At 71.5% G+C, this 16,411-nt stretch carries 14 protein-coding genes; 4 read left to right on the top strand and 10 right to left on the bottom strand.

What is annotated here, in order from left to right; genetic code table 11:
- Positions 1–120 precede the first annotated feature (120 nt).
- Both RE027_RS03570 and RE027_RS03575 read right to left on the bottom strand, forming a co-directional pair.
- On the bottom strand, positions 121–855 hold the full coding sequence (locus RE027_RS03570; RefSeq protein WP_368806864.1) for an AfsR/SARP family transcriptional regulator: 735 nt from the start codon (positions 853–855) through the stop codon (positions 121–123).
- 396 nt (positions 856–1,251) lie between these two features.
- On the bottom strand, positions 1,252–1,587 hold the full coding sequence (locus RE027_RS03575) for a hypothetical protein (RefSeq protein ID WP_368806865.1): 336 nt from the start codon (positions 1,585–1,587) through the stop codon (positions 1,252–1,254).
- Between the two features lie 357 nt (positions 1,588–1,944).
- Here RE027_RS03575 and RE027_RS03580 point away from each other — a divergent pair, with 357 nt between their 5' ends.
- A complete protein-coding gene (locus RE027_RS03580) occupies positions 1,945–4,095 on the top strand; it encodes a DNA/RNA non-specific endonuclease (RefSeq protein ID WP_368806866.1) in 2,151 nt (716 codons plus the stop codon).
- 307 nt (positions 4,096–4,402) lie between these two features.
- Here RE027_RS03580 and RE027_RS03585 read toward each other — a convergent pair whose 3' ends face one another.
- From RE027_RS03585 to RE027_RS03610, 6 genes are all read right to left on the bottom strand, one after another.
- Positions 4,403–4,885, bottom strand: a complete 483-nt coding sequence (locus RE027_RS03585; protein ID WP_368806867.1) for a LysM peptidoglycan-binding domain-containing protein — start codon at positions 4,883–4,885, stop codon at positions 4,403–4,405.
- Complete coding sequence (locus RE027_RS03590) at positions 4,882–5,994, bottom strand: M14 family metallopeptidase (protein ID WP_368806868.1); 1,113 nt, start codon at positions 5,992–5,994, stop codon at positions 4,882–4,884. Before RE027_RS03590 ends, RE027_RS03585 begins: the two co-directional genes overlap by 4 nt.
- A 5-nt stretch (positions 5,995–5,999) precedes the next feature.
- Entirely contained in the window at positions 6,000–6,359 is a 360-nt protein-coding gene (locus RE027_RS03595) for a hypothetical protein (RefSeq protein WP_368806869.1), read from the bottom strand.
- Positions 6,356–7,924: a S8 family peptidase gene (locus tag RE027_RS03600; RefSeq protein ID WP_368806870.1), complete on the bottom strand. Its 1,569-nt coding sequence runs from the start codon at positions 7,922–7,924 to the stop codon at positions 6,356–6,358. The genes RE027_RS03595 and RE027_RS03600 overlap by 4 nt, the downstream gene beginning before the upstream one ends.
- Before the next feature lie 194 nt (positions 7,925–8,118).
- The gene (locus tag RE027_RS03605; protein WP_368806871.1) at positions 8,119–8,529 is read right to left on the bottom strand and encodes a VOC family protein; all 411 of its coding nucleotides are present in this window, start codon (positions 8,527–8,529) and stop codon (positions 8,119–8,121) included.
- Positions 8,526–8,819 carry an ArsR/SmtB family transcription factor gene (locus RE027_RS03610; protein WP_368806872.1) on the bottom strand — a complete coding sequence of 98 codons (294 nt, stop codon included), beginning with the start codon at positions 8,817–8,819 and terminating at the stop codon, positions 8,526–8,528. Before RE027_RS03610 ends, RE027_RS03605 begins: the two co-directional genes overlap by 4 nt.
- Positions 8,820–9,059: 240 nt before the next feature.
- Between RE027_RS03610 and RE027_RS03615 the strand changes: the two genes are divergently transcribed.
- Complete coding sequence (locus RE027_RS03615) at positions 9,060–9,938, top strand: phosphotransferase family protein (protein ID WP_368806873.1); 879 nt, start codon at positions 9,060–9,062, stop codon at positions 9,936–9,938.
- 105 nt (positions 9,939–10,043) lie between these two features.
- Here RE027_RS03615 and RE027_RS03620 read toward each other — a convergent pair whose 3' ends face one another.
- Both RE027_RS03620 and RE027_RS03625 read right to left on the bottom strand, forming a co-directional pair.
- Positions 10,044–12,257, bottom strand: a complete 2,214-nt coding sequence (locus RE027_RS03620) for a coiled-coil domain-containing protein (RefSeq protein WP_368806874.1) — start codon at positions 12,255–12,257, stop codon at positions 10,044–10,046.
- A 211-nt stretch (positions 12,258–12,468) separates the two neighbouring features.
- Complete coding sequence (locus RE027_RS03625) at positions 12,469–13,101, bottom strand: arsenate reductase/protein-tyrosine-phosphatase family protein (RefSeq protein ID WP_368806875.1); 633 nt, start codon at positions 13,099–13,101, stop codon at positions 12,469–12,471.
- Positions 13,102–13,382: 281 nt separating this feature from the next.
- On the opposite strand from RE027_RS03625, the gene RE027_RS03630 reads away from it, so the two are divergent.
- Positions 13,383–15,191 (top strand): GH25 family lysozyme, encoded by a 1,809-nt coding sequence (locus RE027_RS03630; RefSeq protein WP_368806876.1) that lies wholly within the window; start codon positions 13,383–13,385, stop codon positions 15,189–15,191.
- Entirely contained in the window at positions 15,188–16,411 is a 1,224-nt protein-coding gene (locus tag RE027_RS03635) for a CAP domain-containing protein (RefSeq protein ID WP_368806877.1), read from the top strand. Before RE027_RS03630 ends, RE027_RS03635 begins: the two co-directional genes overlap by 4 nt.

Here is a 16,411-nt window from a genome sequence, read left to right on the forward strand (position 1 = left end):
CCTTCCGTGACTTTCTTCCGTCATCAGGCTTGCGGGTCGCACTCACCGATCGATCACCGCGTTGTCCTCGGTCCATCACGACTGCGTGGAAAGACGAACTCTCGGAGACAGCGTGCGAAGTCAGGGCATCCGGTGGAGCAGGTCCAAGGAACGGTCGATAAGCTCGCCAAGTCGAGAAACCTCCCGGCGTGCACGCTGGAGTTCCGAGACGAGGACGGCGACCGAGACAGGTTGCTGGCCCTCACCCAGGGTGAGCCGTCCGTAAAGAGCTAGAGTCTCGGGCATCGGATCGGTGCCCAGTTCGGCCAGGAGAAGCATCCGACACTGCTCGAACTGCCGTTCGACGAGGTCACGGCGGCCGCTCGCACCGTAGGCCGCCATGAGGTGACGGTGAATGTCCTCACGGAGCGGCTCGACGGCGAGAGCCAGCTCACCATAACGGCTCACGGCTACTACATCACCTTGCCCGCCGTAATGTTGAATGAGGTAGTCGAGGGCTGTCAGGTAGAGGGTTTCCAATCGGTACCGGGCTGAGAGTATCCACTCGTCGTTGCACTGCTCCACGAGACATCCGCGGTGCAGCGCAATGGCGTCTTCCAGGAGGGCCACGTCCTGTGCGGTCAGGTCATCGGCGGATGATCGCAGGAGGGGCATCAGCAGGTTCTCGAAGAGGACGACGTCGATCGTCATTTCAACGCCCTGGTTGAGGCCCACCGTGCCGCTGGCGGGCCTGCCGATGAGGTCGACACCGGTTCGTGCCCGGACCTCTGTCTGGAGGCGCCAGACCGCGGTGTTGAGTCGGCGACGAGCCGTGCTCTCCGGACAGTCTGCGAAGAGGCTGGTCGCGACGACCACGCGGGCCCGACCTCTCTGGGGTGTCAGTGCGAGATAGGCGCAGAGCATGGCCGCACCGGGCGACAGAGCCACGGGAAGGCCGTTTGATACCAATGTCGGCTCCCCGAAAAGGTTCAGCCTGAGTCCGCTGTGGGCCATGATCATACCTGCACACTGTGTGGGCTGATTGGCGTAGAAAATACGCGATCCATCTTCTGACTTCAAGATATTTACGAACATGGACGGCGCCGCGCAGGGCTCTCAATGATCGATCGTTACAGTGTCCGCGAGCCGACGAATACCGCGTTGACTTGCAGGGAAGCAGGCCCAAAAGAAGATGAACATCCCGGTATCTCTAATACGGGAAAACAACTCATGGCATTCCGGTACATGCACAGCCCCGCTGCTTTCCGCCTTTCACGTAAGGCATTCTCCGCGCATTCCGGTCCGTCGCAATCGGACGTGGGCGGCGGGTTGCTGATGGCCCGCCTTTGAAGCCGTTGGGTGGTTGGCCCCTGTGAGGATCTCGGTGCTGGTACTGGCCCACACCAACGGGTGGCAGCGGTCGTTCCAGCCCGTGGCGCAGGCTCGGATCCGATAGTTGAGCTGGGCCACGGAGGCAATGTCGGCCCGGCACAGAATCTCGTTCTCCTGCGCGAGCAGGCAATGGCGCCGCTTCAGCGCCTGCAGCTCCTCCACCTCGGCGGTGGTGGCACAGAGGCGGACGCCGTCGTAGACGTGGGTCTTGTACAACGAGTTGTGACGGGTGACTTCTTCAGATCCCGAAATCACGGGCGGTCTGGGACAGCGGGGCCTCGTGCTTGCGGGCCACCGCCACCACGTCGCGGCGGAACTCCTCGGGGCAGGGCTCGGACACGGGAGCATCCTCACGGTGGAGCTGGATCCTCACGAGTCAAGGAAACCCGGGTCAGTCCCGCAGCCTGGGCCGGTCTTCAGCCGTCGTTGAGGTCTATGGCAGTAACAGGCCAGTAACGCCTCCGACCTTACGGTCGATGCACTCTCATTCCTCTCGCGCCGCGTCTCCCGGCCGCCGGCCGGATCGTGGAGAGCGGCCCTGAGGGCACCGCACGAGCCTCAGGAGTGATCGTGGTGTCGATTCCCGATTCCGTCATCGAAGCCACTGAGCGCAGGTTCCACGCTCGCCAGGACCCCCGGTCGACCACGATGGACAAGATCCAGGCGGCCCACGCCCCGGACGGCCACCTGCTCGATGTGGACGAACCCGACCGGGTACGGCTGCGCTCGGAGCACCTGCTGCAGCAGCCCGTGGTCCGGGCGACGGCCGGGGTGGCGCCCACGGAGACGGCGGCGGCCGCCCGCGGTGTCCTGGAGGACCCACGGCTGCTGGAGCGGATCATCGGCGACAGCAATCTGCTCGGCGTGGTCTTCCTGGAACTCGGTACGGCCGCTTCCCGCAGCGTGGCCCGGGTGCACATCCGCGTCGGGTCCCGGCCGGCGGGCTTCGGCACCGGATTCCTGGCCTCTCCTCGGCTGGCCATGACGAACAATCACGTACTCGAGGACGCAGAGACGGCCCGGTCCTCGCTCCTGGAATTCAACTACCAGGACGGCATCGACGGGCTGCCCCTGCGCTCGCACTTCTTCGCCCTGGACCCGGACGCGTTCTTCCTCACCAACCCGGAACTGGACTGCACCGTGGTGGCCGTCGCTGACCGGTCGCTGCCTCGGGACGGATCCCCGGCCGTGCCACTGGAAACCTTCGGGTTCCACCGCACCAGTGCTGTGCAGGGCAAGATCGTGCTCGGGGAGTCGATCAACATCGTCCAGCACCCCGAGGGCAAGCCCAAACAGATCTCCTTGCAGGAGAACGAGCTGGTGGACCGCCTGGAGTCGTTCCTGCACTACCGCACCGACACCGCTCCGGGTTCCTCAGGGTCCCCGCTGTACAACAACCAGTGGGAGGTGGTGGGCATCCACCACTCCGGGGTGCAGGCGAAGAACGAGGCCGGGCAGGTCCTCGCCCAGGACGGCACCGTGTGGACTCCCGATCGCGGAGAGGCCGCGGTCCAGTGGGTCGCCAACGAAGGGGTGCGCATGAGCAGCATCCACAGCTGGTTGCGCACCGAGGCGACCGCCCTGCCCGAAGCCGGGCAGCTCCTGCTCAAGGACCTTCTCAACTCTCCCCCGGCCACGACACTGGCAGAACAGGCCGCCCAGGCCCCGGAGGGCATCACCGTCCCCGTCGTCCCGCCTCTGCAACCGGTAGTCCCCTGGACCGCTGAGGACACGGCTTCACCCACTGTCCCGTTGCACGCGAAGACGCTGCGCCGTGGTCCTTCCACCGCCGCGGGTGCTGCGACCGGGACCGCGACGACACCGGTTGATGGGGACGAGGCCGAGGCTCGTGCTGTCGATCCCGATTACGGCCACCGCCCCGGCTACGACCCCGACTTCCTCGCCTGGCCCGTCCCGCTCCCCGGGCTCACCGAGGACCAGCGCACCCGGGCCGCCCGGAACCTGCAGGCCCGCCCGGGCACGGACCCGACCGTGGTGGACTACCACCACTTCAGCCTCGTGATCGACGCCCCGCGGCGGTTGGCCCTGTACACCGCCGTCAACGTCGACGGGGCCCGCAGCCGACGGCCCGACCGGGACGACCGCTGGCTCTTCGACCCGCGACTGGTGCGCGAGGTGCAGGTCGGCAACGAGCTCTACTCCCGCAACGACTTCGACCGCGGCCACCTGGTCCGCCGCCTGGACCCCGCCTGGGGCTCCGACTCCGAGGCCCGCAAGGCCAACGACGACACCTTCCACTACACCAACTGCGCCCCCCAGCACATGAAGTTCAACCAGAACGCCTCCACCTGGCTCGGGCTGGAGGACTACCTGCTCAACCAGGCCACAGCCGATGGGTCCCGGGTGACCGTGTTCACAGGCCCCGTGCTGGAGGACGGCGACCCGGTCTACCGCGGCGTCCGCATTCCACTGGCGTTCTGGAAGGTCGTCGCGTTCCAGCGCACGGACGGGCACCCCTCGGCCACGGCCTACCTCATCAGCCAGCGAGACCTGGTGACCGGGATCCTGCGGGAGTCCTTCGTCCCCACCACCCACCAGGTCGCCGTGCGCCGGATCGTCGAGCTGACCGCCCTGGACTTCACCCACCTCGCCCACGCCGACCCTCTCGACGCGGCCGGCGCCGAGCGAGCCCGCGCCCACGAGTCCTTCGACGACCGTCTGCCCAGCCACGTCGTGGGCTCCTTCGACGATCTCGTCCTCTGAGCCGGCGAACATCCTGTCGAGGAGTTCTCATGCAGCTGTCGCCGATGGACAACTGGGAGCCCACGTGGACGGGAAGCGGGGCACGTCGGCTTCCTCCTGCCCTGAGTCCCCGCGCAGGACCACAACCGCCTGCTCATGGAACTCATCCACAAGCTCGAGTCCCATCGGTCGCACGCGCCCCTGGGCTGGCACCTGTGCTCGCCGAACTCATCGGCAACCAGCGACTTCGCCCGGTCCGGGGGCTGCAGGACGATGCGAGCTAGAACGTCGAGGCCGCTCTGGGCGCGCAGGCGGACGAACGGCTCGGCTAGGCGTCTTCCGGGATCGGCACCTTCAGGATCTGGCCGACGTGGATCAGGTCCGGGTTGGGGATGCGGTTGGCCGCGGCGATGTGCTGCCACTGGGACCCGTAGTCGGCGGCGATCTTGCTCAGCGTGTCCCCGGCCACCACTTGGTGCACGCGGTAGCCCTGCATGCCGGGGATCAGGATGACCGGGACCTCCACCAGGTCCTGGCCCGGCGGGTGCTCCCCCGAGGGATCGTCGCCGAAGAACTGGAGCATGGCCGGCCCGGTGGACTCGAAGGAGATGCTTTCCTCGTGCACGAAGGCCTCCATCAGGCCCATCGATCCTGCCTGGAAGAACCCCTGGTCCACCACCCGGTCCCCGTGCAGCAGACGCCACCCGTAGGCCGCCTCGAAGGCGGTGCCGACGGCGGCGAGCGTCAGCCGGGTGCCGACGAGGTCGTAGGGCAGGGGGTGGCGCAGCTGGATGCCGTACGTGGCGTTCATGATGTTCCCTTCTGGTCGACGGACGCGGGTTCCTCCCGGTCGGTCCGTTCGGCGACCTCCGCGGCGAGCGCCAGCAGAGCCGCGGACACCTCCCGGATGACGTCCTCGGCCTCGGCCCAGGGAGGCTGGAAGCTGTGCGCGCACTCGATCGTGAAGCCCAGCACCCGGGAGCGCGAGGAGTCGGTGAAGTGCCGGCTGTAGGCGTAGTCGTCGCTGGCCCCGGAGGTGGGGTACAGCCCGCCGAAGGCCGGTGTCACCGGGTACTCGTCGCCGCGCACCTGCCGGATCGCGTCGCTCATGGCGGTCCCCAGCGCCACCTCGTCGTCGAGGTCCGCGGCGGGCAGGTACTCGCGGTAGGCGGTGTCCCCGGGGATCCCGCGCAATCCGTCGAAGTCCGGATTGCGGAAGTTCTGCTCCGGGTCCGTGGTCTGGTGCTCGTCGCTGCCCCAGTTGTGCAGGATCACGGGGACGAAGCTGTGCACGTCGACGTGCCAGCGGATCCCGGGACGGGTGTCCAGCAGGTGCACCACGTTGCGGGTCTCCGGCTCCGAGGCGGCTGACGGCCCTCGGTAGACCTGGCGGCGGTCGCACGGGTCGGCGGAGGTCGCCACGTCGGCGTCGGGGTGGAAGAGCGCGGTGTGGTCCCAGAGGAAGTCGAAGTTGCGGTTGACGTCCACCCCCGTGCAGATGCCCCCGGCCGGGTGGGGGCGCCGGTTCTTCCGCCACATCGGCTCCACCGTCTGGCTGTGGCGGCGCCCGTCCGGGTTGACGCACGCGAAGACGTAGAGGTTGGTACCCTCCAGCACCTGCTGCACCCGCTCCGCGGGCACCTGGTGGTTCCCGTAGACGAGGCCGGTGCCGAGGGTGCCGGCCTCCAGCAGGTCCGCGGCCAGGGACACCAGCGCGTCCGGCGGCACCCACTCCCGGGCGTGGACGCCGCCCAGGAGCAGCACCCCGTTCCGGTCGGGGTCGGCCCCGATCCGCAGGCACCGGGTGCGCCGGTCCTCGTGGGTGGGATGGGGCAGCTCGATGAGCTCCGTGAGCTCGGGGTACTCGGCGGCCAGGGACTGCAGGGCCGTCTCGATCTCGTCGACGTTGAGGTAGGCCATGGCGATCAGCGCTTCTCCCCGAGGCCCCGCACGGGGGCCATCTGTGTGCCGCGGACGGTGGCCCCGCCGCGCTCGGCGTCGCCGCCGCTGAACCGGTTGCCCGTGCCGACCTCGGCCTGGCGCTCCCGGCCGACGGCGGTGGCGTTCTCCCGGACCTCCAGCCGCACTCGGCGGGCGGAGCGGGTGCTGCGGGCGGCCTCGAGCCGGTCCTCCGGCAGGTAGGCGTCCACGACCCAGCCCTCGGCCTCCCGCCGGGGGGTCGCCCGGCAGCCCAGGTCGGCGTCGGTCTCCTGGGCGAAGGCCCGCAGGTCCTCCAGCGCGGCCCCGTGGACCTCCACGTGGATCAGCTCGGCGTCGTCGTTCATGACATCTCCTTCACCGGGTCGGAGAGCAGCTGCTCCGCCGCCTGCACGGCGGCCACGGCGTTGACCCTCCCGTAGCCGTAGTCGTCGTGGTGCCCGTCTGCGTCGTAGGCGACGCCGCCGACCTTGTCCGCGGACTCCCGCATGATCCTCCTCAGCTGCTCCCTCGTGAGGCCAGGGTTCACGGCCAGCGCGAGGGCCGCGCAGCCGGCCGCGCACGGGGCCGCGAAGCTGGTGCCCGTCGAGAGGTGGTAGCCGCCGTCGCCGCCGGTGCTCAGCACGTTCACGCCCGGTGCGATCAGCTCCACCTCCGAGCCGCGGGCCGCGTCGTGCTCGAGGTCGTCGTGGGTGGAGCGGACCACGGCGATCACGTCCGGGTGGGAGACCACCTGGTCCGCGAGCACGTCCACGTTCCGTCCGTTGCTGGCGGCCCAGAAGACGGCCATGCCCGCACCGCCCCGTGCCTGGCGCGGGGCGAAGGACAGCGCCAGGTCCAGCGCGGTCCCCAGCTCCCACGCGGCTCCGTTCGGGCCCAGGCTGCAGACCAGGATGTCGGCTCCGGACGCCGGACCGGCGTCGGGGAGCTCGAAGGACGGGTCGGCGGCGTAGGCCACGGCCCGAGCCAGGGTCACCTGGTCGCCGACCTGGTCGGGAAGGCACGCGATCAGCGTCAGGTCGCACTCCGGGGCGGCGCCGGAGCCGCCCCGGTCGTTGCCCTGGCGGGCGCCGACCATACCGGCGCAGAACGTCCCGTGGTCGCCGACCGGCATGCCCTCTGTGCCCCGGACGAACTGCGGCCGCACCCTCGGACCCGGGTCGGTGTCGACGAAGAACCCCGAGGTGTCGAGCACGCCGCCCTGCAGGTCCTCGTGGGTGACCAGGAAGCCGTTGTCGATCACGGCCACGCGGATCCCGGCTCCCCGGGTCCGGTCCCAGCAGACCTCGGCGGAGACGTCGGCGTGTGGGGTGCCCCCGGACTGGCCGGTGTTCGACCACTGCCACTGCTCCCGGTATCGGGGATCGGTCGGCGCGGCCCGCCCGGGGATGTGCTCCTGGAAGCTTGGCTCGGCGATCTTGACCCGGGGGTCGTCGTGCAGGGCCACGGAGGCCTCCAGGGCGTCGGGGTACGCCGTGGCGTCCACCTCGAAGAGGTTGGGGGCGAAGCGCAGCCGGCTCACCAGGTCCAGGTCCAGCTCCGCGAGCACCTGATCGGCCCCGTCCTCGGGGATGTCCTCCTGCAGCTGGACCACCAGGCGCTGCGTGACGATCCCGAAGCGGCCGTCCTGGCGCTTGACCAGCTTGCCGGCGTCCTGGGCCGGGCCTTCCGGGGATCGTGACTCGAGGAGACTGTGCGTCTCGGCCGTGGGGCTGACGAAGACCCAGTTGGCCCGGTGGAACGCCTCGAGGGTGTCCTCCGGCAGCCCCAGCTCGGTGGCGCCAAGCTCCGCGCCCAGTGCTGCGCCGAGTGCTTCTCGCGCCTCCGCGCCGCCCGGGGACTTCACGGGGACGACGTCCTCGACCTCTTCCAAGGTCTTCCGCTCGCCGCGCTGGTAGTAGGTCCGTTCCACTGCGTTCCTCCTGGGTCCGTGGCCACCGGGCGGTGACGCGGCGGGCCGGCGCCGTCCTCACGGCCGGCAGCCGACGGCGCGCCTGCGTCGTGGTGGCAGAAAACTAACCCTCCCGCCGTTATTACTGCGTTGTTGTTACTGCATGAGTGGCCCCTCCCGGCCCGGTCCCACCGGCCGGGGGTGCACGCCCCGGCTCACGGCTCGGGGGCCGGCTCCGGGACGGTCATGGCCGCGATCTGGATCAGGTTGCCGCACGTGTCGTCGAGCACCGCGGTGGTCACCGGACCCATCTGCGCCGGCTCCTGCACGAAGCGCACGCCCAGCCCGGTGAGCCGCTCGTACTCGGCCTGCACGTCGGCGACGGCGAAACTGTTGAACGGGATGCCGTCGGCCACCAGGGCCTCCTTGAACGGGGGGACGGCCGGGTGCGCGGAGGGCTCCAGCAGCAGCTCCACCCCGTCCGGGGCCTCGGGCGAGACGACGGTCAGCCAGCGGAAGGGCCCCGCCGGCACGTCGGTCTTGACCTGGAAGCCGAGCTTGGTCGTGTAGAAGTCCAGGGCCTTCTGCTGGTCGTCCACGAAGACGCTGGCAGTGGTGATGATCATGGGATGTCCTTCGGTGGGGGCGGCAGGGCGTCGAGCCACTGCCGCACGTCGTCGAGCGGGGAGGTGTCCAGGTGGTGCACCGTGGTGCGGCCCCGAACGGTGCTGGTCACCAGGCCGGCCTCGCGCAGCACGGCCAGGTGCTTGGTCACGGCCTGGCGGGTCATCGCCAGGCCGTGGTCGCTGATCAGGCGCACCGTGAGCTCGAAGAGGCTCTGGTCGTTGCGCGCGGCCAGCTCCTCGAGCAGGATCCGCCGCGCGGGGTGCGCCAGCGCCTGGAAGAGGATGTCCACACCCTCAGAGTAGGCAACCTCGTGGTTGCACATCCAGGCTTCCGGCGCAGCTCCCGGTATGTGACGACCGGGCAGCCCTTGCGGCGGTCCGCCCACCGCGGAGGGGCCGCGCACCGGCGCCGGGGCGGACCTAGCATGGGGCCCAGGACGATGCCGAGTGGTGCCGTGCCCGGCCGGTGGTCACCGCCGACGCGGCCGGGGCCGTCGCTCCCGAGAGCCGGGCCTGAGGAGAGGATCGCCGTGGAGGAGCTGGACCGGATCGCCGCCGCCTTCCCGGACCTGCGCTGGTCGAGGGCCCGGCGCATCACCGAGGGCTGGGACCACGTGGTGGTGGTGCTCGACGACGCCCTGGTCTTCCGCTTCCCGGTCGAGGCGGAGCCGTACGCGGACGGTCTCGGACGGGAGATCGAGGTGCTCGACCACCTCGCCGACGGCCTCACCGAGCCCCTCCCGGCGCGGGTCCCGCACTACGACCGGGTGGCCCCCGACCGCTCCTTCGCGGGCTACCGGATCGTCCCGGGCCGGCCCCTGACACCGCAGCTGATGTCCGCCCTGGCCCCGGCCGAGCGCGAGGAGATCGTGACCCAGCTGGCCGGCTTCCTCTCCGCCCTGCACACCGCCCCGGTCGCCGGGACACCGCTGGAGCGGGTGCCGGAGTCCTATCTGGTCGAGGACCAGCGGGGAGTCCGCCAGGGGGTCGAGGACCACCTCCGGGACGTGCTGACGCCCGGGGAACTGGCCGAGGTCGAGGAGGTCCTCGCCGACGTCGACGGACTCCTCACCGCGGATCTGCCCGAGGTGTTCGTCCACAACGACGTCTACAGCCGGCACCTGCTCTGGGACGAGGCCGCCGGGCGCCTCGGGGTGATCGACTTCAGCGACATGTGCCTCGGGGACCCGGCCGTGGACTTCGCCGAGCTGCACGAGTACGGCGAGGAGTTCGTCCGGGCCGTGTACGAGCGCTACACGGGCCCGAAGGATCCCGGCTTCCTCGACCGGGCGTGGACCTATCAGCGCTGGGTCGGGGTCTACATGCTCACCGACCACTTCGAGATCGGCAAGACCTCCTGGTCGGTGGCCCGGGAGACCTTCGACCGCTGCCGGGCCCCCGGTGCGTGAGCCGGCCGCGACATGCGCCAGGGGCGCCTCCCGTGCGGAAGACGCCCCTGGCGCGACATGCCGTGCAGGCCGGCCGGCGCGTTCCCGCGCCGGCCGGCCTCGACGTCAGCCCTCGGTGGTGAACCGGCGGCGCAGCACGATCCCGGTGGCCGCGAGCAGACCCGCGCCGGTCAGGGCCAGGAGACCCAGGCCGGTGCCCCGGTCCGCCGAGCTGCCGGTGCCGGCGGCGGCCGTCTGCACGTTCATGCCCTGGTTGGTGCTGTACATCGTGGAACCGGGCACCCAGTGGCTCGGGGAGGTCCCCGGGCTCCAGGGAGCGCTCGGCACGGCCTGCGGCCCCACGACGACGCCGTTGTCCACATCGACCCGGATGCCGCCGTCGGCGTCGCCGCCGCCGACGTAGTCGTCGCCGTGGTCGCCGTCGGTGTCGTCGTCGTCGCCATCGGCGCCGGCGGCCGCGCCGCAGGCCTGGAGGGCCTCGTCGAACAGGATCTCCAGCTCCTCCACGTCGACCCCCACGTCACCGAGCTCCAGCCGGATGTCGGCGAGGTCCTCGATCGTGGCGTCGAGGACCAGCTGGGCCTCGACGGCCACCTCGACGGCGATGTCCAGGTCCGCCTCGGCGGTCTCGACGGCGTCCTGCGCCGCCTCGACGTCGGCCAGCAGCTGCAGCTCGGCGTCCAGGGCGGCCTGGGCCGCGGCCAGGTCGGCCTCCGCCTCGGCCACGAACTCCTCGTCGGAGGCCACGAGCGCGCGGGCCTCCACGAGGGACTCCGGCTCCACCTCGGCCTCGGCCAGTGCGGCCTCTGCGTCGGTCACAGCGATCTCGGCGTCGGCGAGGACCGCGGCGGCGGCATCGACGTCCGCCTGGGCTACGGCCACTGCGGCCTCGGCGTCGGCGATCGATCCGGCGGCGTCCACGGCGGCCTGGGCCTCCGCGACCGCGTCCGCGGCGGCGACGGCCGCGGCGACGGCCGCGTCCAGGTCGGCCTGGGCGTTCAGCACGGCGGTGTCGGCGGCGACCTGGGCGGCGAGCACGGCGTCGAGGTTCGCCTGCGCGTCGAGCACCGAGGTCTCGGCGGCGAGCTGCGCGGCGAGGGCGACGTCGAGATCGGCCTGGGCGGCCTCCACCGCGGCGGCAGCGTCCGCCTGCACGGCCGCGGCCGCGTCGACCTCGGCCTGGGCGATGTCCACCGCGACCGTCGCATCCGCAACGGCACCCTCGGCGGTACCGAGGGTGACCTGCGCGGCCGCGACGTTCCCCACGGCCACGTCGAGGGCGGCCTCGAGCTCGGCGACGAGGGCCTGGGCGGCCGCGACCTCCTCCGGGTCGGCACCCGACTCGCCGAGCGCGAGCAGCGCGTCCAGGTCCACCTGGGCGGCGAGCAGAGCGGTCTCCGCGCCGGCCTGCACAGCGACGGCGGCCTCGACCGCGGCCTGGGCCCCGGCGAGGTCGGCGTTCGCCTCCGCCTGCACGGCCAGGGCCGTGGCCAGGCCCGCCTCGGCGTCGCGCAGGGCGGCGTCCGCCTCCACCCGGAGCGCGAGGGCGGCGTCCAGCGCCTCCTGCAGCGGGACGGTCGCGGCGTCCGCCTCGGCCTGGGCCGCCAGGGCCGCGTCGAGCGCGTCCTCGGCGGGGCCGACGGCCGCATCGGCCTCGACCTGGACCGCCAGGGCCGCGTCGAGCGCGTCCTCTGCGGGGCCGACGGCCGCATCGGCCTCGACCTGGGCCGCCAGGGCGGCGTCCAGGGCCTCGGCGGCCGCGACGGCGGCCGCGAGGTCCGCCTCGGCGTCCACGAGAGTGCCCTCGGCCGTCTCGAGGTCGACAGCGACCTCGGCCCGGACCTCGAGCGCGACGTCGAGGGCGTCCTGCGCCTCGGCGACCACCTCGTTGTAGGCCTCGAGCTCGGCGTCGAGCGCGGCCTGGGAGTCGGCGAGGTCGGCGTTGGCGACGTCCAGGGCCTCCTGGGCGGCGTCGCGCTCGGCCTCGGCGGCCTCGATGTCCACATCGGCCGCGGCCTCGACGGCCGCGTCCAGGGCGACCAGGGCCGCCTCGAGCTCGACCGCGGCGTCGAGGGCCGCCTGGGCGAGGGCGTTGCGCTCGACCTGGGCCGCGACGACGGCGTCGACGGCCGCCTCGAGCTGGTCGACGAGCTCGGCCTCGAGGCCGGCACGCTCGAGAGCGGTGCGCAGCTCGGCCTCGGCCGCGAGGCACGCGGCGTCACCGGGGGCGGCGGCCGCGGGGGTGGCCGTCAGGAACAGTCCGCCCGAGGCCAGGGCAGCCGCGGTTCCGGTGGCAAAGATCTTCTTGCGGAGGGTCATGGTCGTCCTCATCAGACAGGAGGCGGGAGGGGGCCCCGCCCCGAGGGGGGATTCTCATCTCACGATCAGTTTGCAATCGTGTACTCCACGGTACATGGGATTCCCCATCGTGAAGCAGCTCATCCGCCACGATTTTCGCCGACCTGCTGGACTGTCCCTCCCCCGGGTGACGGCTCCGCCCGCCGCCCTGCGGACCGGACCGCGCGGCGGCTCAGCCGGCCGCGGCGCCCGTCCCCGCGCTCGCCCGGTGGCGCTGCGCGTACCGCCGCTCCCACGCGACGACCGCGTCCGTGGCCTCGAACAGCTCGTCCGCCATCTGCTGGAGCACGGTGTCCTCCTGGCGGTAGGGGTCGACGACGTCGTTGCGCTCGGGATGGCGCACCGGCACCCGCTGGCGCAGCCGCGGCGCCTGCCGGACCAGCCAGGCCCACCGTTCCGCGCGGTCCGCCGGCACGGCGGCGTCCAGCTCCGCGTCGGTGGAGACGTACTGCAGGATGCGGGCGAACTCCCGGAGGGTGAAGACCTTCTTGAGCAGCCGCGGTGCCTGCTGGAGCACCGGCTGGGTGTGCTCCCGGGCCATCACCAGCACGAGGTCGACGTCCCGCAGGACCTCCGGGCCGACCTGCCGGGCCCGGTGCGCTGCGGCGGCCTCCAGGCCGCGGTCGTGGGCCAGCCGCCCCACCCGCTCCTCGAAGCCCTGGTCCACCAGCGCGTGCATCCCGGCGCTGGTCACCGCGAAGCCGCCCGGCGAGACCTCGTTGAGACCGTGGTCGAGCTCCACCGCCGCCATGGGCGAGCGGCAGACGTTGCCCGTGCAGACCGTCAGAATGCGCGTGGGGGCCATGGTTCTCCTCAGGGGGTCGAGTCCGGTTCATCGTATCCGGCGGGACCTCGCGGGAGGCGGCGACGCGTCCGCGGCAGGATAGCCCTGCGCCGCCGTAACACGCCGCACCGTTATTGATTATTTATGCAAATGCGCCTTTATACTCGACGTGGCTCCAGAGGATCTTCCCCCCATCCCCATGGCCCATGCGAGTCGTTCCCCCCAACGATCCATGCGAGTTAGGCGTTCCAGCGTGAAAGCACCCCCCCCGACTGACGCTGCCCGCTGCCCTCACGGCAGCGGTGCTGGCCATCACCACACTGACCCCCACCGCGGCCGTGGAGGAGGCCGCCCCCACCACCCTCTCGGCCGAACGGCAGGGCAACCTGGTCTCCAAGGTCGTGCAGTCCGACGGCGAGGTCGTCTCCACCCTCGTGGACGCGGCCTCGGGAGAGAGCATCCTCCCCGACCCGGCGCTCGCCGGCACCCGGCCCGCCGCGGACAGCGCGTCCGGCGGCGCCGTGCTGGGCCAGTGGGCCAAGTCCGAGACCCACTTCGAGCAGCTGGCCGCGAACTCCGCCCGCACCGCCGCAGAGCTCGACGGCGGGTCCGCCCGGTCCGGTGGGTCCGGCGCGGAGGAGGCCGTCGGCGGGGCTGCGTCGGCCGATCCGCTGGGTGCCGCCGCCGCGTGGGCGCCGGCCGGCATCAAGGGCACGGACGTCTCCAACTGGCAGACCTCCCTGAACTGGAGCAGCCTGTGGAACCAGGGCTCCCGCTACGCCTACGTGAAGTCCTCCGAGGGGGACAGCATCACGAACCGGCTGTTCACCCAGCAGTACGCCGGGGCCGACGCCGTCGGGATGTACCGCGGCGGGTACCACTTCGCGATCCCCACCCGGGGCTCCTCCGGAGCGACCCAGGCCGACTACTTCATCAACAACGGCGGCGGCTGGTCCGCGGACGGCAGGACCCTGCCCGGCCTCCTCGACATGGAGGACAACCCGTACCCCTCGCTGTACGGCAACCACTGCTACAACTTCAGCCAGGCCGAGATGGTCAGCTGGATCCGGGACTTCTCGAACCGGTACAAGGCCCGCACCGGGCGCCTGCCGGCGATCTACACGAACTACTACTGGTGGCAGGACTGCACGGGCAACTCCAGCGCGTTCAACGACCACCCCATGCACATCGCCGCCTACGGGACCGCGGCCCCCAGGGTGCCCAGCGCCTGGTCCACCTACGACTTCTGGCAGTACACCGACGCCGGCTTCGCCGAGCAGATCGACGCCAACGTCTACCGCGGGACCGCGGCCCAGCTGCGGGACCTCGTGACCAACCGCTACTACAAGCCGCTCGGCGGCCGGGCCCCGGCCGGGACCCCCGCGCCCGCCCCCACCCAGGTCCAGCCGGCCGGGTACTCCGTGAAGGGCGCGATCGGCAGGCAGTACCAGGCCCTCGGCGGCTCCTCGGTCTTCGGCACCCCGATCGCGAACGAGCGCGGCGGGCTGGTGGGCGGCGGCGTCCTCCAGGGGTTCTCCAAGAAGCACACGTTCTACTGGACCGCCTCCACCGGCGCCTGGCCCGTGAACTTCAACGGTGCCATCGGCCGCAAGTTCGCGGCCCACCGCTGGGAGAACGGCTTCGGCTACCCCGCCTCCCGAGAGGTCGTCGGCCTCGCCGGCGGCGGCGCCTACCAGGTCTTCCACAACGGCGGCGCCGTGAACAAGATGCTGTGGAGCTCGGCCACGGGCACCCACGTGGTCAAGGAGAACAGCGGGATCGGCGGCGTCTGGAAGCGCGGCGGCCACGAGCGCGGCTACGGCTACCCGGCCACGGACGAGGTCCGCGGGCTGGTCAACGGCGGCAGCTACCAGGTGTTCCGCAACGGCGGCGACACCTACAAGATCCTCTGGAGCCCCGCCTCCGGCACCCACCCGATCAAGGAGAACAGCGCGATCGGCCGGGAGTGGACGGCCGCCGGCGAGGAGCGCGGCTACGGCTACCCCACCACCGGCGAGTACCGCTCCGGCACCGAGATCCGGCAGCGGTTCTCGAAGAACTTCACCGTGCACTACTCCACCGTGACGAAGAGGACCTGGGTGACCCGATGAGCCACGCCAAGCACCGTGCCGCGACGCCCACCCGCACCCCGGGCCGCCTGGCCCTGACCGCGGCCGCCCTCACCCTGGCGGTCCCCGCCACCGGGATCCTCGCGGCGGCCCCCGCCGCCGCAGCGGCTTCGGACATCGTCACGGTCTCCCCCGCCACCCGGGCGGCGGACGCCCAGAAGCTGCTGGACCTGATCAACGCCCACCGCAGGACCAAGGGCCTCGCACCGGTGAAGCACTCGGCCACGGTCTCGGGCATCGCCCAGGGCGAGTCCGACCGCCTGACCCGCCAGGAGGTCATCGACCACACGGACACCTTCCTCAAGGACCCCCGGGCCGGGGCCTGGAACGCCGCCGGCGAGATCCACGCGGTCTCCTGGCAGGGCTCCGTCACCGACCTCATGACCTGGTGGAAGGGCTCCACCGCCCACAACAAGGTGCTCACCGACCCGAAGATGAGCGTCATCGGCATCGGCCTGACCTACGTGGACGGGTCCCTGACCGGGAACAAGCAGGGGTGGCGGCTCGTGGGCACCGTGGCGTCCTACGGCTACGCCGCCGGTCAGGCCCCCGCGGACGCCCGCAGCGCCGTGGGCAGCGCCCCCGTCGCCACTCCCACGACGGCACCGACCAAGGCCCCGACCACGGCACCCACCAAGGCCCCGACCACAGCTCCGACCACGGCCCCGATCACGTCGTCGGGCTACCCGGTCCGGGGCGCCATCGGCACCCAGTACCGCGCCCTGGGCGGAGCCGCCGCCTTCGGCGAGCCGATCGCCCACGAGCGCGTCGGACTGGTGGGCGGCGGCGCCCTGCAGAGCTTCGCCAGGAGCACCACGTTCTACTGGAGTCCGTCCACGGGCGCCTGGCCCGTGCGCTTCGACGGCGCCATCGGGCGCAAGTGGAAGGCCGCCGGCTACGAGCGCGGCTACGGCTACCCCGCCACGCAGGAGCGCGGCGGTCTGGTGGGCGGCGGCGCCTACCAGGTGTTCCGCAGCGGGGCGAGCGTGCACAAGATCTACTGGAGCCCCCGCACCGGGGCGAAGGTGGTCAAGGAGAACAGCGCCATCGGGCAGAAGTGGAAGGCCACCGGCTACGAGCGCGGCTACGGCTACCCCGCCACGGACGAGTACCGCTACGGCTCCGAGGTGCGCCAGCGGTTCTCCAACGGCTACACCGTGCACTGGTCCTCGACCACGAAGCGGACCTGGGTCACCCGCTGA

This window comes from Kocuria sabuli (genome assembly GCF_040981185.1).
Classification (GTDB): Bacteria; Actinomycetota; Actinomycetes; order Actinomycetales; family Micrococcaceae; genus Kocuria; species Kocuria sabuli.

Excerpts from the sequence above, each read along its gene's own strand:
- RE027_RS03625 (WP_368806875.1), bottom strand. The coding sequence starts at position 13,101 with ATGGCCCCCACGCGCATTCTGACGGTCTGCACGGGCAACGTCTGCCGC.
- RE027_RS03635 (WP_368806877.1), top strand. The coding sequence starts at position 15,188 with ATGAGCCACGCCAAGCACCGTGCCGCGACGCCCACCCGCACCCCGGGC.
- RE027_RS03585 (WP_368806867.1), bottom strand. The coding sequence starts at position 4,885 with ATGAACGCCACGTACGGCATCCAGCTGCGCCACCCCCTGCCCTACGAC.
- RE027_RS03605 (WP_368806871.1), bottom strand. The coding sequence starts at position 8,529 with ATGATCATCACCACTGCCAGCGTCTTCGTGGACGACCAGCAGAAGGCC.
- RE027_RS03620 (WP_368806874.1), bottom strand. The coding sequence starts at position 12,257 with ATGACCCTCCGCAAGAAGATCTTTGCCACCGGAACCGCGGCTGCCCTG.
- RE027_RS03595 (WP_368806869.1), bottom strand. The coding sequence starts at position 6,359 with ATGAACGACGACGCCGAGCTGATCCACGTGGAGGTCCACGGGGCCGCG.
- RE027_RS03590 (WP_368806868.1), bottom strand. The coding sequence starts at position 5,994 with ATGGCCTACCTCAACGTCGACGAGATCGAGACGGCCCTGCAGTCCCTG.